The organism is Peptacetobacter hiranonis (assembly GCF_008151785.1).
Taxonomy (GTDB): Bacteria; Bacillota; Clostridia; order Peptostreptococcales; family Peptostreptococcaceae; genus Peptacetobacter; species Peptacetobacter hiranonis.
Window position 1 is genome coordinate 1,547,947 of the sequence record NZ_CP036523.1, and the last position, 24,174, is coordinate 1,572,120.

Annotated in this window: 22 protein-coding genes; 1 reads left to right on the forward strand and 21 read right to left on the reverse strand. The window is 32.0% G+C overall.

What is annotated here, in order from left to right; all coding sequences use genetic code 11:
• Positions 1-156: 156 nt before the first annotated feature.
• The 14 genes from pnp to KGNDJEFE_RS07360 form a co-directional block, all read right to left on the reverse strand.
• Entirely contained in the window at positions 157-2,244 is a 2,088-nt protein-coding gene (gene pnp / locus KGNDJEFE_RS07295; protein ID WP_006440149.1) for a polyribonucleotide nucleotidyltransferase, read from the reverse strand.
• Positions 2,245-2,342: 98 nt separating this feature from the next.
• Positions 2,343-3,185, reverse strand: coding sequence for a DegV family protein (locus KGNDJEFE_RS07300; RefSeq protein ID WP_006440148.1), 843 nt, complete (start codon positions 3,183-3,185; stop codon positions 2,343-2,345).
• 126 nt (positions 3,186-3,311) lie between these two features.
• On the reverse strand, positions 3,312-3,572 hold the full coding sequence (rpsO, locus tag KGNDJEFE_RS07305; RefSeq protein ID WP_040410435.1) for a 30S ribosomal protein S15: 261 nt from the start codon (positions 3,570-3,572) through the stop codon (positions 3,312-3,314).
• A 128-nt stretch (positions 3,573-3,700) separates the two neighbouring features.
• Positions 3,701-4,639: a bifunctional riboflavin kinase/FAD synthetase gene (locus KGNDJEFE_RS07310; RefSeq protein ID WP_006440146.1), complete on the reverse strand. Its 939-nt coding sequence runs from the start codon at positions 4,637-4,639 to the stop codon at positions 3,701-3,703.
• 64 nt (positions 4,640-4,703) lie between these two features.
• Positions 4,704-5,612 (reverse strand): tRNA pseudouridine(55) synthase TruB, encoded by a 909-nt coding sequence (gene truB, locus KGNDJEFE_RS07315; RefSeq protein WP_006440145.1) that lies wholly within the window; start codon positions 5,610-5,612, stop codon positions 4,704-4,706.
• Between the two features lie 10 nt (positions 5,613-5,622).
• Positions 5,623-6,621, reverse strand: coding sequence for a DHH family phosphoesterase (locus KGNDJEFE_RS07320; protein WP_148881828.1), 999 nt, complete (start codon positions 6,619-6,621; stop codon positions 5,623-5,625).
• Positions 6,611-6,994 carry a 30S ribosome-binding factor RbfA gene (gene rbfA / locus KGNDJEFE_RS07325; RefSeq protein WP_006440143.1) on the reverse strand — a complete coding sequence of 128 codons (384 nt, stop codon included), beginning with the start codon at positions 6,992-6,994 and terminating at the stop codon, positions 6,611-6,613. The genes KGNDJEFE_RS07320 and rbfA overlap by 11 nt, the downstream gene beginning before the upstream one ends.
• Positions 6,995-7,088: 94 nt before the next feature.
• On the reverse strand, positions 7,089-9,020 hold the full coding sequence (gene infB / locus KGNDJEFE_RS07330) for a translation initiation factor IF-2 (RefSeq protein WP_006440142.1): 1,932 nt from the start codon (positions 9,018-9,020) through the stop codon (positions 7,089-7,091).
• Positions 9,021-9,036: 16 nt separating this feature from the next.
• The gene (locus KGNDJEFE_RS07335; RefSeq protein WP_006440141.1) at positions 9,037-9,354 is read right to left on the reverse strand and encodes a L7Ae/L30e/S12e/Gadd45 family ribosomal protein; all 318 of its coding nucleotides are present in this window, start codon (positions 9,352-9,354) and stop codon (positions 9,037-9,039) included.
• Entirely contained in the window at positions 9,347-9,619 is a 273-nt protein-coding gene (gene rnpM, locus KGNDJEFE_RS07340; protein WP_006440140.1) for an RNase P modulator RnpM, read from the reverse strand. The genes KGNDJEFE_RS07335 and rnpM overlap by 8 nt, the downstream gene beginning before the upstream one ends.
• A gap of 20 nt (positions 9,620-9,639) precedes the next feature.
• Positions 9,640-10,812, reverse strand: coding sequence for a transcription termination factor NusA (nusA, locus tag KGNDJEFE_RS07345; protein WP_006440139.1), 1,173 nt, complete (start codon positions 10,810-10,812; stop codon positions 9,640-9,642).
• Between the two features lie 23 nt (positions 10,813-10,835).
• A complete protein-coding gene (locus KGNDJEFE_RS07350; protein WP_006440138.1) occupies positions 10,836-11,300 on the reverse strand; it encodes a ribosome maturation factor RimP in 465 nt (154 codons plus the stop codon).
• Positions 11,301-11,509: 209 nt separating this feature from the next.
• Positions 11,510-15,811 carry a PolC-type DNA polymerase III gene (locus tag KGNDJEFE_RS07355; protein WP_040410434.1) on the reverse strand — a complete coding sequence of 1,434 codons (4,302 nt, stop codon included), beginning with the start codon at positions 15,809-15,811 and terminating at the stop codon, positions 11,510-11,512.
• Between the two features lie 135 nt (positions 15,812-15,946).
• A complete protein-coding gene (locus KGNDJEFE_RS07360) occupies positions 15,947-17,551 on the reverse strand; it encodes an SH3 domain-containing protein (RefSeq protein WP_040410433.1) in 1,605 nt (534 codons plus the stop codon).
• Positions 17,552-17,689: 138 nt separating this feature from the next.
• Between KGNDJEFE_RS07360 and KGNDJEFE_RS07365 the strand changes: the two genes are divergently transcribed.
• Complete coding sequence (locus KGNDJEFE_RS07365; RefSeq protein ID WP_006440135.1) at positions 17,690-18,445, forward strand: NAD-dependent protein deacylase; 756 nt, start codon at positions 17,690-17,692, stop codon at positions 18,443-18,445.
• Between the two features lie 66 nt (positions 18,446-18,511).
• Here the strand turns inward: KGNDJEFE_RS07365 and KGNDJEFE_RS07370 are convergent, their stop codons facing one another.
• The 7 genes from KGNDJEFE_RS07370 to KGNDJEFE_RS07400 form a co-directional block, all read right to left on the reverse strand.
• A complete protein-coding gene (locus tag KGNDJEFE_RS07370; protein WP_006440134.1) occupies positions 18,512-18,955 on the reverse strand; it encodes a MarR family winged helix-turn-helix transcriptional regulator in 444 nt (147 codons plus the stop codon).
• A gap of 50 nt (positions 18,956-19,005) precedes the next feature.
• Positions 19,006-19,536 carry an SMC-Scp complex subunit ScpB gene (gene scpB / locus KGNDJEFE_RS07375; protein ID WP_006440133.1) on the reverse strand — a complete coding sequence of 177 codons (531 nt, stop codon included), beginning with the start codon at positions 19,534-19,536 and terminating at the stop codon, positions 19,006-19,008.
• A 1-nt stretch (position 19,537) separates the two neighbouring features.
• Positions 19,538-20,287: a segregation and condensation protein A gene (locus KGNDJEFE_RS07380; protein ID WP_006440132.1), complete on the reverse strand. Its 750-nt coding sequence runs from the start codon at positions 20,285-20,287 to the stop codon at positions 19,538-19,540.
• Between the two features lie 63 nt (positions 20,288-20,350).
• A complete protein-coding gene (locus KGNDJEFE_RS07385) occupies positions 20,351-20,941 on the reverse strand; it encodes a site-2 protease family protein (protein ID WP_148881830.1) in 591 nt (196 codons plus the stop codon).
• 221 nt (positions 20,942-21,162) lie between these two features.
• Positions 21,163-21,390 (reverse strand): hypothetical protein, encoded by a 228-nt coding sequence (locus KGNDJEFE_RS07390; RefSeq protein ID WP_118549764.1) that lies wholly within the window; start codon positions 21,388-21,390, stop codon positions 21,163-21,165.
• 87 nt (positions 21,391-21,477) lie between these two features.
• The gene (locus KGNDJEFE_RS07395; protein ID WP_170239654.1) at positions 21,478-22,737 is read right to left on the reverse strand and encodes an IS91 family transposase; all 1,260 of its coding nucleotides are present in this window, start codon (positions 22,735-22,737) and stop codon (positions 21,478-21,480) included.
• Between the two features lie 103 nt (positions 22,738-22,840).
• Positions 22,841-24,115: a glucose-6-phosphate isomerase gene (locus KGNDJEFE_RS07400; protein ID WP_006440130.1), complete on the reverse strand. Its 1,275-nt coding sequence runs from the start codon at positions 24,113-24,115 to the stop codon at positions 22,841-22,843.
• Positions 24,116-24,174 lie beyond the last annotated feature (59 nt).

Genomic DNA, 24,174 nt, shown 5'->3' on the forward strand with positions numbered 1-24,174 from the left:
TATAATTTACATAGAATATATTATCAACTTCTAATAATTGAAAAAGAATTTGACAACTACAACTGTTACTTTATTTTTATTTTTTCTGCACTTCTATTTAGACAACAAAAAAAGAGATGCCTCAAAATTTTTCGGCATCTCTTGATTATTCATTTATTATAATAGAACTTTTCTAGAAAGGTTTATTCTTCCTTTTTCATCTATTTCAGTTACTTTAACTTCTAATTCGTCGCCTATGTTTAGAACATCTTCTACATTGTTTACTCTTTCTTTAGATATCTGAGAAACATGAAGAAGTCCTTCTTTACCTGGAAGTATTTCCATGAAAGCACCGAAGTTCATTATTCTAGTTACTTTACCTCTGTATACTTTACCAACTTCTGCTTCAGCAACTATATTTCCGATAAGTTCTTTAGCTCTGTCTATCATAGCTTTGTCAGTACCAGCTATGAATACTTCACCAGTCTGTTCTATGTCTATTTTAACACCAGTTTCGTCTATTATCTTAGTTATAACTTTTCCACCAGGTCCTATTACATCTTTTATCTTATCTGGATTTATGTTCATTCTTTCTATTTTTGGAGCGTATGGAGAAAGCTCTGGTCTTGGTTCAGATATAACTTTTCTCATTTCTCCAAGTATGTGCATTCTACCTTCTCTAGCCTGTGCAAGAGCTCTTCTTAGTATATCTTCATCTATACCGTCTATTTTTATATCCATCTGTATAGCTGTTATACCGTGTTCAGTACCTGCAACTTTGAAGTCCATATCTCCTAAGTGGTCTTCCATTCCCTGTATATCAGAAAGTACAACTACTTTATCGTGGTGTTTTATTAGACCCATGGCTATACCAGCTACCATATCTTTTATTGGAACACCAGCATCTAATAATGATAATGTAGATGCACAAACACTCGCCTGAGAAGTTGATCCATTTGAGCTTAGTACTTCAGATACTAATCTTATTGCATAAGGGAAATCTTCCTGAGATGGTATTACTGGAAGTAATGCTCTTTCAGCAAGTGCCCCATGTCCTATTTCTCTTCTTCCTGGTCCTCTTGAAGGTCTAGCTTCACCTACTGAGTAAGCTGGGAAGTTGTAGTGGTGCATATATCTTTTGTTTTCTTCTTCATCTAATCCATCAAGTTTCTGAACATCGCCTAAAGCTCCTAATGTAGCTATGTTCATTACCTGAGTCTGACCTCTTGTGAATATTGCAGAACCATGAGTTCTTGGTATCATACCAGTTTCACACCATATAGGTCTTATTTCATTGTATTTTCTGTTGTCTGGTCTTACTTCTTCATCAGTTATTAAAGATCTAACTTCGTCTTTTATTATAGCCTGAAGAACTTCTTCTATATCTCCAGCTACTTCTTCAAAGTTTTCTAATTTTTCTTCAAAGTAAGCAAAAGTTTCTTCTTTAACTTTATCCATATTTTCCATTCTTTCCATTTTTTCAACAGTCTGAACGGCTTCTCTCATTTTTGCTGAAGCAAATTCTTTTACCTGAGCTTCTATATCTTCATCAGCATGGTATAATTTTACTTCTTCTTTTTCTTTTCCTGAACCAGCTACTATTTCTTCTATAAACTCAACTATTTTTTTGATGTGTTCATGTGCGAATAATATAGCTTTTAACATAGTATCTTCAGATACTTCCTGAGCACCTGCTTCAACCATCATTATAGCGTCTTTTGTTCCAGATACTACTAAGTGCATTTCACTTTTTTCTCTCTGTTCAGCGTTAGGGTTAACAACGAATTCTCCGTCAACTAAACCTATGCAAACTGAACCTGTTGGGCCATTGAAAGGTATGTCAGATATTGATAATGCAACTGATGAACCTATCATAGCTACTATATCAGGAGTACAATCCTGGTCTACTGAAAGAACAGTTGCAACAACCTGAACATCATTTCTGAATCCTTTCGGGAATAAAGGTCTTATTGGTCTATCTATTAATCTTGATGTTAATATCGCTTTTTCTGAAGGTTTTCCTTCTCTTTTTAAGAATCCACCAGGTATTTTACCTACTGAATATAATTTTTCTTCGTAATCAACACTTAGAGGGAAGAAATCTATTCCATCTCTTGGTTCTGCTGATTTTGTTGTGTTTACCATAACTACACTGTCACCGTATTTTACTATACAGTTACCATTAGTCATTTCACATATTTTTCCTACTTCTACAGAAAGCTCTCTACCAGCAAATTCTGTAGTATATATCTTATGTTCAACCATAATCTATTTTTCCTCCTAATCCTTCCGTTTTCTCGTCTCAATTAATATATTATCAAAAATATCAAACTTCTACAATATATTTAATCATTCCTTAATGTTTAAAGAGAACTGCTTAAAGCAATTATATCTGGTCCAGTATGAGAACATATGCACACTCCACCTCTTGTAAACATTACTTTTCTCGCTTTTATTCTTTTTCTAACTTCTTCTTCAAGACCTTTCATCTCGTCGTAATTAGCTCCACATCCTATTGTAACTATTTTATCTTCCAGATTACCGTCGTTCATATCTAACAGTACATCAACCATTGTGTGAGGAACTTTTTTAGCCCCTCTTATCTTTTCTAACATTTTTATATCCCCATTTTCAACGTAGAATAATGGCTGAACATGAAGAAGATTTCCTATTGTTGCTGTAGCGCTTGGGACTCTACCACTTTTCTTTAAATAAGTAAGAGTAGATGGTACAAATAATAAATGCACACTTTCCCTAATATTATCTAATTCCTCTAGCACTTCTTCATAATTTTTCCCTTCATCTATCAATTCACATGCTTTTATAACATACTGTCCACTTCCCAGAGAAAGGTTTAGTGTATCGAATACAAATATTTCTCCATTTTCGCAATCTTCTTTTGCAAGTGTGGCACTCTGATAGGTTCCGGATGATTTTGAAGAGCCTGTTATACATATAATTTTTTTACCCTCAGAAGTATACTTATCAAATGCTTCTCTAAACTCTATATATGTCGCTTGAGAAGTTTTAGGTATTTCTCCAGTAGATTTTACCCTTTTGTAAAACTCCTCTTTACTTATGTCGATTCCCTCTCTAAATTCCTCATTATCGAACATTACTGTTAATGGGATAACCTCTAAATAAGGTTTAGCTGCTATCTCATCCGGTATATCGCATAAACTGTCGCATAATAGCTGAATATTCATATTATACCTCCTTGTGCTGTTATTGAATTTTAAAACAGAGTAAAATCAAATATATTTACACTGCTATTATATTTCTATTTGAAAAAAGCAGGTAATTATATACCTGCTTTTTACTGATAAATAAAATTATTTTCTTAAACCTAATTTTGCTATTAAAGCTCTGTATCCTTCTAGGTCGTTTTCTTTTAAGTAAGAAAGTAAGTTTCTTCTTTTACCAACCATTTTTAATAGACCTCTTCTTGAGTGATGGTCTTTTTTGTGAACTTTTAAGTGTTCGTTTAATTCGTTTATTCTAGCTGTTAATATAGCTATCTGTACTTCTGGAGAACCAGTATCTCCTTCTTTTCTTCCGAATTCTTTGATTATTTCTGCTTTGTTTGCTAACATTTGTTTTTCCTCCATGTATTTATTTTTAATCGCCCTTCACTAGGCAGTGATCGGAGTGTTCAACTGCTGAGTGTGGGTTAATCACCTTAATTATATTAACATATCTTAAAAGTATTTGCAAATATTTTTTAGTCATTTATTTTTTCATTTGACATATACTTTTGTCTTACAAATCCAGTATCTAAATCTAACTGCTTTCTTAGCTCATCAAGCGATTCAAATTTTTTCTCATCTCTAATTTTTTCTAAAAACTCAATTCTAACTCTTTTTCCATATATATCTTCATTAAAATCTAATATATTTGTTTCTATTGAAAGATACTTTCCATTAACTGTTGGATTCATACCAACATTAGTAGCTCCAAAATATTTCTTTCCATCTATAATCACTCTTGAAGCATAAATTCCGTTCTTAGGATTTATAATTTGATCCTTTAAACTTATATTAGCCGTTGGATATCCCATCTTTCTTCCATTTGCTTTTCCATGAATTATCTCGCCTTCAATTACATAATGAGTTCCCAGGTACTGAGGTATCTCATCAACACGACCTTCAGAGATTAATTCTCTTATAAATGTACTACTTACTCTTATTCCATTTATTTTTATAGGCTGAACTATTTCAACCTCTATGCCGTATTCATGTCCCATATCTCTCAATACATCTGCATTTCCCTCTTTATTTCTAGCAAATGTAAAATCATGACCTACAACTATCTTTTTAGCATGAATTTTATCTTTTAATATCTTTACAATAAATTGCTCTGCTGATATTTGAGTCATAGCCTTATCAAATGGTATATCTATAAGATAATCTATCCCAAAGCTCTCTATCAGTCTTTCTTTTTCTTTTTCATCAAATATATTCTTAACTTTTTCTGGAACAAAGTAATTTATTGGATGATTTAAAAAGGTAAAAACAGCACTTTTAATACCTCTCGCTTTAGCATAAGCCGCAGTTTTTTCAATAAGTACCTGATGACCCTTATGCACACCATCAAAGTTTCCTATTGTAACAACTGTATCAAATTCAATATCTATATCTTTTATAGCTTTAATAACTTTCATATTAATACTCCGGTAGTTTTAATAGAATTTATTTTTATATCATATAAACATACAAAATCATATATTATACAAAGATTTTGTCACTCTTCACACTGATTTTTCCATTTTCTCTTATTAATCTTCCAACTCCGATAAATCTTTCATGGCTATAAACTCTTACATACTCATCTTTATCTGTATAGTTTTTTTCATCAAATCTATAAGACTCTATTATTCCACCGTTTGAATAGTACTTAACAGCATTATCTCTAAGAACTATCTTTGGATATGAATCCAAAGTGTAGTCTATATCAAATGCGTGTTCCTCAACAGTTCCCTCTTCAACAAATTTTTCTAACTCATCTAATGTTATAGAATTTTCTAGATTAAACTTGCCTGAAGAAGTTCTAAGTAGGAAAGACATATGTCCTCCACATCCTAAAATTTCACCAACATCATAGCATATACTTCTTATATATGTCCCCTTTGAACATTCAACATAGAATCTAACTTTATTATTATCTATGCTAAGTATTTCTAGATTTTTTATAGTAACTTTTCTAGGTTTTAGGACTATCTCATCTTCTCTTCCACTTCTAACTAAATCGCACATTCTTTTGCCATTCACCTTTAAAGCAGAATACTTAGGTGGATACTGCTCGATATCACCCATCTGAGATTCAAATGCCTTTCTTATTGCATCTTCTGCATATTCAAAATCATCTGGTGCTTTGAATAATATTTCTCCTGATGAATCATAAGTATCTGTAGATGCTCCAAGAGTTAATTCACATAAATACGATTTTTCTTTATTTAAAATAAGCTCGCTTACCTTTGTAGCTCTCCCTATACAAATAGGAAGTACTCCAGCAGCATCTGGATCTAGTGTTCCAGTGTGTCCTATTTTTTTTATCTTTAAAATTTTTCTAGCTTTTCCAACAACATCATTTGATGTCATTCCAGTAGGTTTTAAAATACTTATTATCTTATCCATATAGTTAATCCTAAAAAGCCCTTAAAACCCGCTCTTTTATAATTTTTTCTGCATTTTCAATTGTATCATTGATTGTGCATCCAGCGGCTCTAACATGCCCACCACCGTTAAATTGCATAGCAATTTTACTTACATCTATATCATTTTTTGAGCGTAGGCTTATTTTTATTTCGCCCTTTCTTTTTTCTTTTAGGAATATTCCTACTTCTACATTTTCTATATCTCTAGTGTATGTTGTAATTCCGTCTATATCATTGTAACCTATAGAATGTTTTTTCATCATATCTATAGAAACACATATAGAAGCTACTAACTGTCCATTAGGTGCTTCGGCTATACTTAAAGTATTAAGCGCATCACCTAATAATCTATAATAGTTTGGAGAATTACTCTGATATAATTTCTGTATAATCATATCTCTTTCAGCGCCATGCTCTAATAATACCTTAGCCATTTCAAAGCTAGATGGTGCTGTAGATGAGTACTGGAAGTTTCCTGTATCTGTTGATAACCCAGTATATAATCTTGAAGCAATTACCTCATCTATATAGTCCTCTGATTTTAAATCTCCATATCTTCTTATTATATTATATACAAGCTCACATGTAGATGATGCTTTACTATCTATATAGTTTATCTCACAGAAACTTGCATCATTGCTAGCATGGTGGTCTATACAAACTCTAACACTAGCATTTCTCTTAACATCGTCACTTGTACAAATTCTCTTCTCGTCTCCACAGTCAAGAGCTAACATTACATAATTTTCTTCATTTATAGTAGAAGTTATTTTTTCTACTTCCTTAGAAAGAAATACTAGATTAGAAGGAATATCATCATCTAGTACATGATATACCTTCTTACCTATTTTTTCTAAAAATCTATGCATTCCAAGAGTAGAACCTATATTATCTCCATCAGGACTGACATGTGAAGTAACGACGAAAACATCATTGTCCTCGATACATTTTATTACACTGTCCATCTGTGGGATAAATTTACTCTTCATCTTCTTCTACCTCTTTGCTGTTTTCCATATCGTGTTCCTGAACTTTTTTAATCAGACTATCCATATACATACCTCTTTCTATAGAGTCATCTACTTTAAACATTATTTCAGGTATGTATCTAAGTTTTACTTTTTTACCAACTTCTCTTCTTATATAGCCTGCTGCACTTTTTAATCCAGCAAGAGATTCTTCTTCATTTCCACCTAATAAACTAACATATACAAACGCATATCTTAAGTCATTAGTAACATCTACATCTGTAACACTTATCATAGATGTTATTCTAGGGTCTTTTATTCCGTTTATTAACATCTGCCCTATTATTTTTTTTATTTCTTCTGATATTCTTCTTGTTCTATTATATGATGTCATATCTTCGACCTCTTTCCTTTTATAATTTTTAAATTAGCAGCCGACTTAAATATGTTTAATCTCCTAAAAATTAAGAGAAACATCTTATTATCTATTATAATGTTCTTTCAACCTCTTTAGTTATGTATGCTTCTACTATATCTCCTTCTTTTATGTCGTTATAGTTTACGAAGCTCATACCACATTCATATCCTTCTGCAACTTCTTTAACATCGTCTTTGAATCTTCTAAGAGCAGCTAATTCACATTCATGAACTATTATACCGTCTCTTACTATTCTAGCTTTACAGTTTCTGTATATTTTACCGTTTGTTACGTAACATCCAGCAACTGTACCAACACCAGATATTCTATAAGTTTCTCTTATTTCTGCTTTACCTGTGTCTTCATCAACTATATCTGGATCAAGCATACCACACATAGCAGCCTGTATATCTTCTATAGCTTTGTATATTATTGTGTATGTTCTCATATCTACGTTTTCTTTTTCAGCTAGTGATTCAGCACCAGATACTGGTCTAACGTTGAATCCTATTATTATTGCATTAGATGCAGCTGCAAGAAGTACGTCTGTTTCAGTTATTGCACCAACACCACCGTGTATAGCTTTAACCTGTACTTCATCATTAGATAATCTTTCTAATGACTGTTTAACTGCCTGAACAGAACCCTGAACGTCTGCTTTTATAACTATATTTAATTCTTTTAATCCATCATTCATCTGGTTGAATAAATCATCAAGAGATAATCTCTGGCTTGATTTTAACATTTCTTCTCTCTGCTGCTGCTGTCTTTTTTCTGCTATACTTCTAGCAACTTTATCACTTGGAACCTCAACGAACTGGTCTCCACCCTGTGGAACATCAGAAAGTCCAAGTATTTCAACTGCAGTAGATGGTCCAGCAACTTTAACTCTCTTACCTTTTGAGTTTATCATTGCTCTAACTTTACCACTTGCAACACCTGCTACTATTGGATCTCCAACTCTTAGAGTACCACCCTGAACAAGTACTGTAGCAACTGGTCCTCTACCTTTATCAAGCTGTGCTTCTATTACTGTACCAACAGCTCTCTTATCTGGGTTAGCTTTTAATTCTTCCATTTCTGCAACTAATAGAACCATTTCTAGTAAGTGGTCTATTCCTATATTTTTCTTAGCTGAAACTGGAACTGCTATAACATCTCCACCCCAGTCTTCAACAAGAAGTCCATGTTCAGATAATTCCTGTTTAACTCTATCTGGGTTTGCTCCGTCTTTATCTATTTTGTTTATAGCAACTATTAGTGGAACTTCTGCTGCTTTAGCATGGTTTATTGCTTCTACTGTCTGAGGCATTATACCGTCATCTGCTGCAACAACTAGTATAGCTATATCTGTAACCTGAGCACCTCTTGCTCTCATTGATGTGAAAGCTTCGTGCCCTGGTGTATCTAAGAATACTATTTTCTGTCCGTTTATTTTAACTTCTGAAGCCCCTATGTGCTGAGTTATACCACCGGCTTCACCTTTTGTTACGTTTGTTTTTCTTATTGCATCTAGTAAAGAAGTTTTACCGTGGTCAACGTGTCCCATAACTGTTACAACTGGTGGTCTAGGTTTTAAATCTTCCTCTTTATCTTCTTCTATTTCCATTAATTTTTCTATTTCATCTTCTGTTTCACTATCATCTGCTGTAGTTAATTCAAATCCGAATTTAGTAGCAACTAATGATGCTATTTCGAAGCTTATTTCCTGGTTTATTGTTGCCATTGTACCCATCATCATAAGCTCTTTTATTACTTCTGATACAGTTTTACCCATTTCATTAGCTAAATCCTGTACAGTTATTTTTCCGCTAAGAGATATTACATTTCCTCTTTCAGCTATTACTTCTTCTTTTATCATTTCGTAAGCAAGTTCAAACTCTTCTCCTTCAAGAACATCTTCTTCACTTGTTACTTCTATATCGAAAGCTTTTAATTTATTTATAAGCTCCTCATTCGATATTTTTAATTCCTTTGCTAACTGGTCTACTCTTGTTGACACAAGACCACCCCCTATATTAAATTTCTTCTATCAATTCTACTATCTTCTTCGCAAAACCTTTATCCTCTATACCTATAACAGCACGAAAATCTTTACCTATTGCGCTTCCAATTTCTTCCTTTGTTCCGTATTCAACCATCTTAATATTTCTAAAAGATGATTTATCTCTAAAAAGCTTTTTAGTATTGTCTGATGCATCAGTAGCAACAATAACTAAATCTACTTTTCCTTTTTTTAAATCTTGAAGAGTCGTATCATCTCCTGATACAACCTTTCTAGCTCTAGTAGCTAGACCTAATAGTGACATTACTCTTTTTTTAGACATATTATTCATAATCTTCTAACTCCGTAAGTAATCTTTCATATACTTCTTGTGGTACTTCCATTTTAAAAGCTTTATTTAGCGCTTTACTTTTTATAGCTTTTTTAAGGCACTCGGCACTTTTGCAAATATAAGCTCCTCTACCATTTGCCTTACCTGTTGGATCTAAAAATATTTCGCCTTCTTTATTTTTAACTATTCTTATAAGACCTTTTTTAGAATCTCTTTCCTGACAAGCTATACATTTTCTCTGAGGTACTTTTTTTACTTTCTGCAAAACAATCCCTCCTAACTCATCTATTCTTCTACAGTTTCTTCTTTTTCTTCTATATCATCTGCGAATAAATCTTCATCTGAGAAATCTGCAAATTCATCATTGAATTCTAATTCGCTTTCTTCTTTTTTATCGTATACACCATTTGCTAAATCTTCTTCATACTGAGATTCGCTTTTTATATCTATTTTCCATCCAGTAAGTTTAGCTGCTAATCTAGCATTCTGTCCATCTTTACCTATTGCTAATGAAAGCTGGTAATCTGGTACAACTACTAATGCAGATTTTTCTTCTTCATTAACTTCTACTTTAACAACTTTTGATGGGCTTAGTGATGCAGATATATATTCAGCAAAATCATCGCTGTATTTTATTATATCTATTTTTTCATCGCCAAGTTCATCTACTATATTTTTAACTCTTGATCCTTTAGGTCCTACACAAGCTCCTATTGGATCTATTTTATCATCTAATGATTTAACAGCCATTTTAGTTCTTGAACCAGCTTCTCTAGCTATAGATTTTATCTGAACTATTCCCTGTTCTATTTCTGGAACTTCAAGCTCGAATAATCTTCCAACAAGACCTTTATTGCTTCTTGATACTATTATTTGAGGTCCTTTGCTTCCTTTTTTAACTTCCACAACGTAAACTTTTATTCTCTGTCCTTCTTTGTATGTTTCGTTGTCTATTTTTTCGCTCCGTGGCATAACACCTTCTATTTTACCAAGGTCTACGTATACAACGCTTGGAGTAGCTCTAGTTATTTCACCATCAACTATTTCACTTTCTCTTTCCATAAATTCGTTGTAAACTATTTCTCTTTCTGCTTCTCTTAATCTCTGAACAACAACCTGTTTAGCTGTCTGAGCTGCTATTCTACCAAAGTTACTTGGAGTTACTTCATTTCTTATAACATCTCCTATTTCGTAGCTTGGGCTTATTTTTCTAGCTTCTGAAAGTTCTATTTCTAAGAAACTGTCATAGTAGTCAGATTCATCAACTACAGTTCTAGTAGAGTATACTTTTATATCTCCATTATCTCTGTCAAATTCTACTTCAACATTCCGCGCCTGTCCAAAGTTTTTCTTATAAGCTGTTAAAAGAGCCTGTTCGATAGTATCTATAAGTACTTCTTTGTCTATGCCTTTAGTTTCTACTATCTCGTTTAATGCGTTTAAAAATTCCTGATTCATTTTTCCTCCTTGTGCATCTAAGATTAGAATTTTATAGCTAATCTTATTATTGCAACGTCCTTTCTATTGAATTTCATTTCTTCATTATTTATGATAACAACTATATTATTTTCTTCATCTAAACCTACTAGTTCTCCTTCGAACTGTTTAACACCATCTATAGCTTTATAAAGCTTTATTTCCACATCTCTTCCTTTGTATTTAACAAATTCTTTGTCTCTTTTTAGTGCTCTATCAATTCCAGGAGAAGATACTTCAAGATAATAATTTTCTTCTATAAAATCATTTTCGTCAAGTTTTGGACTTAATTCTCTACTTACCTCTTCACATTCGTTAAGAGATATTCCACCTTCTTTGTCAACAACTACTCTTAAATAGAACTGTCCTGCTTCTTTAACATACTCAACATCTACCGTTTCGTAGCCTTTTTCGTCTGTTATAGCAGTTACCATTTTCTCAACTCTATCCACTATTTCACTTTTTTTCATTATTATCTATCCTCCTTATTCAATTGTAATTTTTCGTTCTTTTTCCATAAAAAAGAGTGAGAACAACTGCCTCACTCTTCCTTTCCTTGTAAAAGATAAACTGTATTAATTTATATATTAGCATACATTTCCCATGTTTGCAAGATTTGACAATAATAAATTCGAATAATTACGACATTGTCATATCTTCTAAAACTTTGATTTTATTTTTAGAATAGAGAAAGCTGATTTTTATCACTCATACTTCCAAGAGAGCCATGTTTATCTAATGTTTCAACAACAGTTCTCGAAATCTTTGTTCTCTTTCTAAAATCTTCCTTAGAAATAAACTCTCCATTTTCTCTTTCCTCTACAATATGTATCGCTGCATTTTCTCCAACTCCCTGAAGTGCTGTCATAGGTGGTCTTAAAAGTCCAGGTCCTATCACTTCAAATTCAGTTGCAGATGACTTATAAATATCAACAGGCGCAATTTTTATTCCCCTAGCATACATTTCCTGTGCAACTTCTAAAATTATATACATTCCCTTTTCTTTCTGAGTTGCATCATTTCCAAGCTCTTCTATTTCTTTTTTCTTTGCCTTTATCGCATCGTATCCTTTTATAATAAGATCCGCATCAAAATCCTCTACTTTAGTAGTAAAGTATGTAGCATAGAATGCCTCTGGATAATGCACCTTACAATACGCAAGTCTGAAAGAAGTCATAACATATGCAACCGCATGTGCTTTAGGGAACATGTATTTTATTTTCTTACAAGAATTTATATACCAATCTGGAACATTATTTTCTATCATCGCAGCCTCATGCTCTGGTTTTAATCCTCTACCTTTTCTAACACTCTCCATTATTGTGAAACTCATCTTAGGCTGAAGACCTTTAAATATCAAGTAGTTCATTATATCGTCTCGTGTAGATATAACTTCTTTTAATCCAACTATATTTTCTCTAACCAAATCCTGTGCATTGTTTACCCAAACATCTGTCCCATGAGAAAGCCCAGATATTCTGACAAGCTCGGCAAATGTAGTAGGCTTAGTATCTAAAAGCATCTGTCTAACGAATTTTGTCCCGAATTCTGGAATTGCAAGACATCCTATTTCACAATCTATTTCCTCAGGAGTTACCCCAAGTGCTTCAGTTGAAGTAAATAGTGACATTGTAGCAGGGTCATCAAGAGGAATATCAGTTATTGTTATTCCTGTTATATCTTCAAGCATTCTTATAATGGTCGGACCATCGTGCCCAAGTATGTCTAGCTTCAGAATTCTACCACTTATAGAATGATAATCGAAGTGAGTAGTTATAACTCCACAGTTTACATCATTAGCTGGATACTGAATTGGAGTAAAATCATAAACATCCTTGTAATCTGGTATAACCATTACCCCACCAGGATGCTGCCCTGATGTTCTCTTAACACCTGTGCATCCCTCAGCTAGTCTGAGCACCTCAGCTGATGGAACTTCTATATCATTTTCTTCAACGTATTTCTTTGCATAACCAAATGCAGTTTTTTCCGCAACAGTACCAATTGTACCTGCTCTGTAGACGTGACCTTCACCAAATAGCTCCTCAGTATACTTATGTATAACTGGCTGATATGAACCAGAGAAGTTAAGGTCTATATCTGGTTCTTTATCCCCTTCAAATCCTAAGAAAACTTCAAAAGGTATATCATGCCCATTCTTTATAAGTTTTTCACCACATTTTGGACAAACTTTATCCGGTAAATCTATTCCAGATCCCCATTCACCTATAGCATAGAAGTACGAATACTTACACTCTTTATTCGGACAAACATAATGAGCTGGAAGTGGGTTAACCTCTGTTATATCACTCATTGTAGCTGCAAATGAAGAACCAACAGAACCCCTTGAACCAACAAGGTATCCATCTGAAAGTGATTTTGCAACTAGCTTCTGTGCAATTATATACATCACCGCATAACCATTACCGATTATAGAGTTTAGCTCTCTATTAAGCCTTTTTTCTACTATCTCTGGAAGTGGATCTCCATAAATATCCACAGCCTTTTTAAAGCACATCTCTCTAAGTTCGACATCTGAACCTTCAATTACTGGTGGATAAGTTTCATCTGGTATCGGTTTAACATCCTCTACCATATCAGCTATAAGGTTTGTATTTTCTACAACAACCTCATAAGCAAGTTCTTCTCCTAAATAAGAAAACTCGTCTAACATCTCGTCAGTAGTTCTAAAATGGAGATAAGTTTCCTCATCATCTAACTTAAATCCTTGAGAGAATTTAAGCACCCTTCTAAGTACCGCATCGTGTTTATCTAAGAAATGAACATCTCCAGTAGCTACAGGAATTTTGCCAAATTTCTTGGCAGTTTCTACAACTCTTTTGTTGATTTCCTTTAACTCATCTTCGTCCTCAACATCTCCATTATCTATCATAAATCTATTATTATCTATCGGCATTACTTCAATATAGTCATATGGAGCTATAATCTTTTCCATTTCTTCATCTGGAAGTCTTTTCTTAACAGCATCGTATACAACTCCTGCTTCACAAGCAGATCCTACAATAATTCCCTCTCTATATTCATCTAATACACTTTGAAGGATTCTCGGTGCTCTGTAAAAATGATTAACATGCGCATCAGATACAATCTTATAAAGATTTTTGATACCAGTCTGATTCTTTGCAATCAATGTTATATGATGAGTCTTTAGTTTTGTATAATCAACCTTTCCAAGTACTGTATTTACATCGGATAATTTTTCAACACCTTGTTTTTTTAACATTCCAAGGAATTTTATAAATATATTTGCAGTTGCCTCGGCATCATCTACAGCCCTATGGTGGTTAAGTAACTGCACGCCGACCTCTTTTGCAACCTTGTCTAGCTTATATCTTTTTAAATTAGGAAGCATAATTCTAGCAAGCATCAGTGTATCTACCTTTTTATTCTTATACTCCAATCCCTGCTCCTTACACTTCTGCATAATAAATCCTGTATCGAAGTCCGCATTATGAGCAACCAATACATCATCTCCCACAAACTCCATAAACTTAGGAAGTATTTCTTCAATTGTAGGCTTGTCTTTTACCATTTCATTTGTAATTCCTGTAAGCTCTTGCACTCTATAAGATATATCCTTTTCTGGATTTACAAGCTCACTAAATCTATCCACAATCTCAAAGTCTCTTATCTTAACAGCACCTATTTCTGTTATCTTATCGTTTATATTTGAAAAACCTGTGGTTTCCAAATCGAATACTACAAACTCCTGAGATAAACTCTTATCATTTGCATCCTCTATGGCGTCTTTATTATCCTCTGTTAGATAACCTTCAACCCCATAAAGCACCTTTATCCCTTCTTTTTTAGCTGCATTCATAGCATCTGGGAATCCCTGTACAACACCGTGGTCAGTTATTGCAATAGCAGGATGTCCCCATTTTGCAGCACGAGATACAAGTCCTTTAACTGAGCAAATTGCGTCCATTGAGGACATCTGAGTATGTGCGTGTAGTTCCACTCTTTTCTTCTCAGCAGTATCTTTTCTTTCTTCTCTTTCTTCCTTTCTCATACCGCTGATTGTCATACTTATCTCTCTCTGGAATGTATCATAAAGCACATCTCCCTTTATCTTTATATACATACCCTTGCTTATTTTTCCAAGTACCCAATCTTTATTAGTATCAGTAAGGAATATTTTACAAGTTATAGAACTTGTGTAGTCTGTAACCATAAGCATTAGAAGGATTTTACCATTTCTAAGCTCTTTTATTTCTATATTAAATATAGTTCCCTCTATACCTACAGTTCCAGAATTGCTATCTAGGTTTTCTATTTTTTCTGTAAGGACGTTTACATTTTCTCCATAAATCATATTTTCGTCCTTCTCATCTTTTATAACATATCCGCTTTCTTCTTCGGACTCACTAGTTTTATTTCTATTTTCTTTTTCGAGAATCATAATCTTTTCATTGAATTCTCTATCTATTTTTTCAACTAATTTCTTTCTATCAACCTTTTCATCGACTGCGCTCTCGATTTCAATATCCATATCAATTCCAAACTCCTCGCTTATTGTATGCTTTAGAGTTGTAGTGATATTCTTATTCATAATTCTTTGATAAAATATCCCCTTTGGAATCTTTATCTTGAGCTTATTATCTATGCATAAATACTCAATCTCTTTCTGCCACCCAGATATAGATGGGCAGATACTCTTTAGTATATATACTATATTCGGCCAATATTTTTTCATTATATCTTTTTCTGTTTTTCTCTCAAAGCCTGTATACTCTATCTTAAATTTTATCTCTTTAAAGTATTTATTCTTAGCCTTTATCTCCCTTTGAGCTCTTTCTAAATACTCATATGGAACAACGTCTTTAGAAGATAGATAAAAATATACAGTTTTATTTTCTTTAAAGTAGATAACTTTCTTTATATAAACATCTTCCATCTTTTTTATAAGAGAAGTATTGCTTATATCCATTTTTATCATACATTCCTTTAAGCTCTCCAACCTTTTTTCTCTCCCAACAGTATTTAAAATTTATAAACAACAATCATATTCGTTTTCAAATTTACATTTCCTATGTAAATAAAGAATCATGTACAAATTATCGCACATGATTCCATATATCTTATCGATTTATTTTTAATATTTATATTCCGGAATATCTATTAAAAGATTTTTACCATTTCCATATCTTGTCATAAGCGATGACATCATCTTTGATATTCCATTAGCCCAGTTTACATCTGTCGCATACTGATGCCAAGTATATTCATAGCACCATCTCATAGAATAAACTGTATTCTGTTTATATTTAGAGTTATGTATATATCCATCAGAAATCCATTTTGCAGCTCCGTCTATACCTTTTTCAACAGTAGTCCAACCATTTTTGTAAGCAGTCATTTTACCGCCTTCAAGTGCATTTCCATCTGTAGCTCCTATTCCAAAGAAGTTGTAAACTGTTACAGGTGTTTCAAGAGGTACTCCGTCTACACTTGTTACAAGCTGTCCTTGTGCTAATTTAGATTTACCATTACCTGTTTCCCACATAGCATGAGATACAAAATAAAGTACATCTATATTGTATTTTTTAGCTGCATCAATAAATGCCTGTCCTTTTCCATTAAATATACATTCTGAGCCTCTAGATTCAAAGTAATTGTTTAATGATTTTGCAGTTATAGAGTCAGTGTATCTATCAAGTCTTACAAACTGCATTATACCATCTTTATAGCTAGTGAAGTTTGATGGATCTAGGTAATATTCTAGCTCTTCTTTTGTAGGTGCGCCATATGCTCTAGTATCTTTTCTCATAAGATATGTTGTAAATGAGCTTTCTTGTGGGTTTAATATATCGCTAAGTCTATTTGTCTGTCTTGATATTAAATTTCCACCACTCTGCCCTTTTATATACTGAGCTTCTACCATATCCTCTAAAGAGTAATCCTTCTGACTTCTCTGAGTGTATGCGCCCTGTATTATATCAGAAGCTGTACCATTTATATCAGTGCTATCATCATCTATTTTATCTGATACATATTTTAAATAGATAGATGATACATATCCATTTTTCCCGTCATATTCTACCTTAGCCCAGTTATTTTCAATGCTTGAAACAACTACCTTATCACCTTTATGAAGTGTATCTATCTTTGTATACTGACCACCGGCTCCATTTCTAACATGTAATAGAGAAGATGTTACTTCCTGTATAGTTTTTTTTGTTCCTTGAGAATTACCTGTAATTCCAGAATTATTATTATCTGTAGTTGTAGCTTTTAGGTATTCTGAAGAAACATATCCTACTTTTGATCCAAATTGAATCTTAGACCATCCATTAGATTCTGATATCACATCTACTTCATTGTTTTTATATAATTTACCTATTGAAGTATATGATGTATCTGGTCCACTTCTTACATTTAATGTTGTCGCTGTTACTATCTTTTTTATGCCTCTAGTATCTTTTCTAATAGCATCGGCTTTCAATGATATATATTTTGAAACAACCCAACCTGTTTTACCAGTAGCTGTCTTAATCTTGTACCAACCATTTTTTTCACCAATTACAGTTACCTTATTTCCTTTTTTTAGTACTAACTGTAATTTTGCTGATGCTGAAGGAGAATATCTTACATTTAAATACGCTGAACTAACAATCCCTGTCTTAATATTTTCTGCATTTACATTCATCGTAAGCATAGGAATCATTGCCAGAGATGCAGCTGCCATTCTTTTTTTCATTTTAAAATCTCCTTTCAATTTCCTTAGTTAATATAATTATAATCTATTTTTGCAATATAAGTAAAGACGATATATTTTTTGCGATACGATTACATTTTTATTTTTTTGTAGTAATATAATAATATAAAATAAAAGGAGATGATTGTTTTGTTCGAAAATGAAGTAAATGAATTAAAAAAATTAATAGATTCACACAATAACATCGTATTCTTTGGAGGGGCTGGAGTTTCTACAGAATCAAATATACCCGATTTTAGAAGCTCTAATGGTTTATTCAATCAAAAATTAAATAGACGCTTCACTCCTGAAGAAGTTGTATCTTATTCATTCTTTGTAAGATATCCAGAATATTTCTATGAATTCTACAAAGATAAACTTATCTATCAAGATGCAGAGCCAAATAACGCACATAAGGCTCTTGCTTATTTAGAAGAGATTGGAAAATTAAAGGCTGTTATAACTCAGAATATAGATGGTCTTCATCAAAAGGCCGGAAGTAAAAATGTATTTGAGCTTCATGGCTCTGTCCAGAGAAACTACTGTACAAAATGTCATAAATTCTTTGACTTAGAGGATATGCTTGAACTAGATGGAACTATTCCAAAATGCGATGTATGTGGTGGAATTGTAAAGCCGGATGTTGTTCTATATGAAGAAGCATTGGATGAAAACACTATAAACGGCGCTGTAAAAGCTATTAAAAATGCCGATCTTTTAATAATAGGTGGAACATCTCTTGTAGTTTATCCTGCTGCTAGTTTCATAAACTATTACAGAGGAAAAGATTTAGTGCTTATAAACAAAAGCTCTACTTCTATGGATGGAAAAGCTACATTAAAAATAAATGCACCTATAGGAAAAATATTATACGATACTGTTTTAGCAGACAAATAAAAAAAGGAAAGAATTTTCATAACAACCACAAGTCTTGTATATGAGAATTCTTTCCTTTTTTATTTTCTAATTATTAAGTGTTCCTATTAGAGTATCAAATACTAAGTCTAGAGCTTTGTATAAATCTTCTCTTTTATCTTCGTCTATTAACTCTATTTTTTTATTTATTATTTTTAGTATATCCGCTTTTTCTATTTCTAAAACTTCACTACCTTTTTCAGTTATTCCATAGAATGTATTTCTTCTGTCCTTTTTATCCTCTTCTCTATAAACATATCCCTGTTCAACAAGTTTATTTAGAAGGATACATAGACTTGAAGTAGATACATGTAATACCTTGCTTAAATTTTTCAGCTCCATTTTGTCTATTTCCGCCATCTTCTTTAATGCAAAGAACTGTCTTTCTGTAAGTATTCTACTTTCATTTCTCTCACTAACTATTACTTTAACTATACTGTGGAATACATGTATGTTTTTAAGTAACATTATTGATAAATCTCTGTCTTCCATTTTTATTTCCTCCGTTCCACATTTAACTAGCAATCCACAAATTTCCCACTTTAATTATTTTCTTCTATCTCCTCTATCTTAGGTAGCTCATCTATAGATTCTATATTGAGTAATTTTAAAAATTCATCACTAGTTTTATATATTATAGGTTTCCCTATTTTATTCAATCTTCCAGCCTCTACAATCAATTCATTTTCCTGAAGTGTTTTAAGAGCCTTATCGCATTTGACACCTCTTATATTTTCTATTTCTAATTTTGTAACCGGCTGCTTATATGCAATTATAGTAAGTGTTTCAAGAGTTGCCTGGCTTAGAGTTTTTTTCTTTTTAGGCTCAAGAACCATTTTTATATAATCAGCATATTTTTCATTTGTACACATCTGGTACTTGTTTTCAAGTCTTATAATCTGAATACCTCTATCATTATCTTTATACTCAGTTATAAGCGCATCCATCATAAACTCTATTTCCTTATGAGAAAGGTCTTTATTTATAATAGCATTTAATTCTTTTATGCTTATAGGCTCTCCATATGCAAACATAATAGCCTCTATTATATTTTTTATATCTTCTCTCTTCATACTAATTCTCCTCAGAATATTCTAGCATCTTATCCGTTCTTTTAACTATTACTATATCTTCAAAAAAGTCATCTTGTGTAACAATTATCTCTTTTTCTTTTATCATCTCTAAGACACATAAAAACGATGCTATGATATCACCTCTGTCACTCTGGTCTACAGTTTCTAAAAAGCTTATTTTATCTTTTGTAGCCAACGTTCTTCTCAATGATACTATTTTTTCCTCTACAGAGATAATTTTTCTATTTACTAGCCTTTCTAGCGCATCATTTTTAGGTTCTTCTTCCTTTTTGTCAATATTTTTCAACAATTTAGGAAGCAGTTCCATCATTTTTGCTATAGAAACATCTTCTAGACTAAGCTCATCTTCTATTATTACCTCTTCTTTTTTTCTAAAGAATCTTTCATGTTCTTCGTCTGCTTTTTCCTTTAATTCTTTAGAAATCTGCTTATATTTTTTATATTCTTTTAATCTTTCAACAAGCTCAATTCTTGGATCCTCTTCTTCAGAATCCTCTCTCTGAAGATAAAGTAAATATCTCGATTTTATTTCGACCAATTTTGACGCCATTGTTATAAAGTCACTAGTTATTTCCATATCCATAGCTTCCATAGCATCTAGATAATCTAAGTACTGCTTAGTTATTTCTGAAATAGCTATATCCTTTATATCTATCTTGTGCTTTGTAACAAGGTCGTACAAAAGATCCATCGGCCCTTCATATACCTTTAATTGTACATTATACTTCATATAATCTCCTCTTTAAGTAGCTAATATTTTTGTATCATTACTTAAATTATTTTTAATTAATTATTAAAACATAAACATTTGAACTATTGATGCAAATAGTCCATGTATAGGATTTATTATTATTCTATAAGCACCAGTTATAAGAAGTAATATTAATACAAATCCACTTATTCTTTCAAATTTGTACGCATATTCTCTCCACTGATATGGTATGAATGTTTCTATTGCTCCCCAACCATCTAACGGTGGTACTGGAAGTAAGTTAAATGCAGCAAACCCTATATTATATATTATACATGTATATGTTAAAACCTGTACTCCATATATAGGAACATTTTTATAAATTATTGCACATACTATAGCCGTAAGTAAATTACAACATACTCCTGCAATAGATACTATAAAATTGCCAACTTTATAATTTTTATAGTTCATTGGGTTTACTGGTACTGGTTTAGCCCAACCTATGTGGAATATTATCATCGCCAATAATCCAAGTGGATCTACGTGCTTTATTGGATTTAATGTCATCCTTCCATATAATTTTGCTGTATCATCTCCTAAAAGATGTGCTGAATAAGCATGCCCAAATTCGTGTACTGATATTGCGATTGCTATACCCGCAGCAGTCGCTACTATATTTGCTATATCCATAAAATCTTTTCCTTTCAAAATAATTTTAATCATTATATATTATATTAATTATTATATATTATAACTAATATGTTAAAATTTATCAAATTAGGTTTTGTGAATATTTTTAAATTTTTATCTTTATTTTTCAAAAATATTTCTATATTTTATTATCTTCATAAAAAATACTGCCACAGAACACCTTTAAAAGGTGTTCTTGTGACAGTACCTTTAACTGACACCTAACGGTCGTCAGTTTTTTTGTATTCAAATTTAGCTCCACAATTAGGACAAATTAATTCTGGCATATTTTTTTCATTTAGCGAAGCTATCGCTCCCAATGAAAAGAATGCATCTTGTCTTAGTTCTTCTAATATAAATTCTGGTACTCCTTTTTCAAATCCACAAGACTTACATTCATAATTGTATAACTTTTGTCCTTTACTCATTTCTTCTAATTCTTTTAGCATACTATTTCTCCTAATAATTTTAATTACACTAATTATACACTATTATTTATATTTGAGTATAGCAAAGCTAGCCTATTTAATAGACTTTTAAAATAATTCTATTTGTGTTGTTGTATTCAAAGAAATTTCTTTTTCTATAATTTCTTCGTAGATTATTCTTTTATAATTTGATTTATCTAGTACATTATATATTAATCCATATTTATAATGCCATATTTCCCATAGAATCATGTCTTTTCCACACTTTTTACAAATATAAGGATTTACTCCAAATGATTCTATCAATCTATCTTTAAAATTTTTCTTTACTGTATTCTTCTTTTTTATCAGCTTAGATATATTTCTGTGTCTCATAAAATTATATAATTTCAATATTTCTATGCTTAATTTATTTTTTACTCTTGAATATAGACCGTATCTTCTTGCAACTCTAAAACCCTTCGGGTGAATATGTTGGGTTATTTTACCTATAAATTCTAATACATTTACAGTTATTTCTCTTTTTCCCTTAGGTTTTTTGTTTTCATACCAGTAAGTTACATTTTTCCCATCGTAATTAATTATTCTATACTCAGCGATAGCTGGTCTAGCCAAATATCTACCTATATATTGAGTTGCCTGTTTTATATTAGTTAAACGTCTTTCTGCATTTACATAGAATTCTTTCTTATATAACTTATTTATCAAATTTCTAGTTTTTCTATCTCTAAAGTTGTTTTTTATTATATCTAGTACCAACTTTCGCCATACTTTTTTCATATATGTATACGGTATGAAATCTAATTTTTTAAACCACTTATTATTTCTATCTATTCCACCTTCGGTGTATAAGGCATGTATGTGAGGATTCCATTTTAAATCTCCACCAAAAGTGTGTACTACAGCAATTACCCCTAATTCATAATCTCCATTTGTTTTCTTTTTATGAAAACTATCTAATACCTTATATGTAGCATCTTGTAAATCTTTTAAAAGCTCTCGCTTTCTGTAGAAATAGACTCTTAACTCCTCTGGAATTGTGAAAACTGCATGTCTATGAGAAACATCAAGAATATTTTCTACCTGTTTTTCTGCCCATTCCATAGAATATTTTCTTCCACACTTTGTGCAAAACTTACTTTTACAAGTGAACCCTTGAATATACTCCTCTCCACAGTCTATACATTTATGTTTTATATATCCTTTTTCTATATTTCCACAATTTAAAGCCTTTATTACAGTATTTTCTATCTGATCCCTCATTTCTCTTCTAACTTTATTCCAATATTTTAGTTTGAATTCTTCAAAGTGATTTTTTAATATTTTCTTAATGATTTTTTCATCTTTTTGTTTTTTCAATACATTCATATTACTATTGTACATAAGTTTTCCACAGTTTTAAATTATTATAATTTCCTTAGGAATAAAAAAAGATGCCTCTATCAGAGACATCTTTAATAAATATATTATATTAGTTTTTTCCTAATAATTTAAACATGTTCTTTTTGTATACTTCAACACCTGGCTGGTTGAATGGATTTATGTCTAACATGTAGCAAGTCATTGCACAAGCTCTGAAGAAGAAGTAGCATAAGTATCCAAAGCTCTTAGCACTCATATCATCTACAGTTATTAAAAGGTTTGGTACTCCACCTGTATTTTCGTGAGCATCTAATGTACCCTGCATTGCCATTTTATTTATCCAGTCTACATTTTTACCAGCTAAGTAGTTCATTCCGTCCATATTTTCTTCATCTGAAGGGAATATAACATCTTCTATTGGTTTTTCAAATAATACTAATGTTTCAAATAAACATTTAGTTCCATCCTGAACAAACTGTCCTAATGAGTGAAGGTCTGTTGAGAATGTAGCACTACATGGTAATACACCTTTTCCATCTTTACCTTCTGATTCACCGAATAACTGTTTCCACCATTCAGCAAGCATTGTTGTATTTAAGTCGTAAGTTACGAACATTTCTGCATTTTTACCTTTACCTTCTAAAACTCTTCTAGCTACTGCATATGCGTAAGCTGGGTTTTTAGTAAGGTCTGGATCAGCTAAATCATTGTAAGCTTCTTCAACACCTGCCATTAAATCATCTATGCTTATTCCTGCAACTGCTATTGGTAATAAACCAACTGGAGTTATAACAGAGTATCTACCACCTATATCATCTGGTATTACGAAAGTAGTATAACCTTCTTTATCAGCCATAGCTCTTAATGTACCTCTTGATTTATCAGTTGTAGCAAATATTCTATTTTTAGCTTCGTCTTTTCCGTATTTCTTTTCCATAAACTGTTTTAATAAACGGAATGCTAAAGCTGTTTCAGTTGTTGTTCCTGATTTAGATATTACGTTTACACAAACTTCTTTGTTTTCTATATATTTCATAACCTGTGCTATGTATGTAGAAGAGAATGTGTTACCAACGAATATTATTTCTGGTTTTTTGTCAGCGTATAATCCGTTTATCATTTCTATAGCTGCACGAGCACCTAAGTATGATCCACCTATACCACAAACAAGGAATACATCACAATTTTCTCTTATGTATTTAGCACTTTCTTTTACTTTTTCAAATTCTTCTTTATCGTAGTTTTTGTACCAGTCTACCCATCCTAAGAAATCATTTCCTGTTCCTGTTTTTTCTACTATTTCTTTGTGAAGAGCATTAACTCTGTCCTGATGAGCTAATATTTCTTCCATTTTACATGCATGTGAAGCATCAAATTTTATCATAATATTTTTCTCCTTTGTATTTATTTTATATAGCTTTTCCCACCTTAAAATATATACAC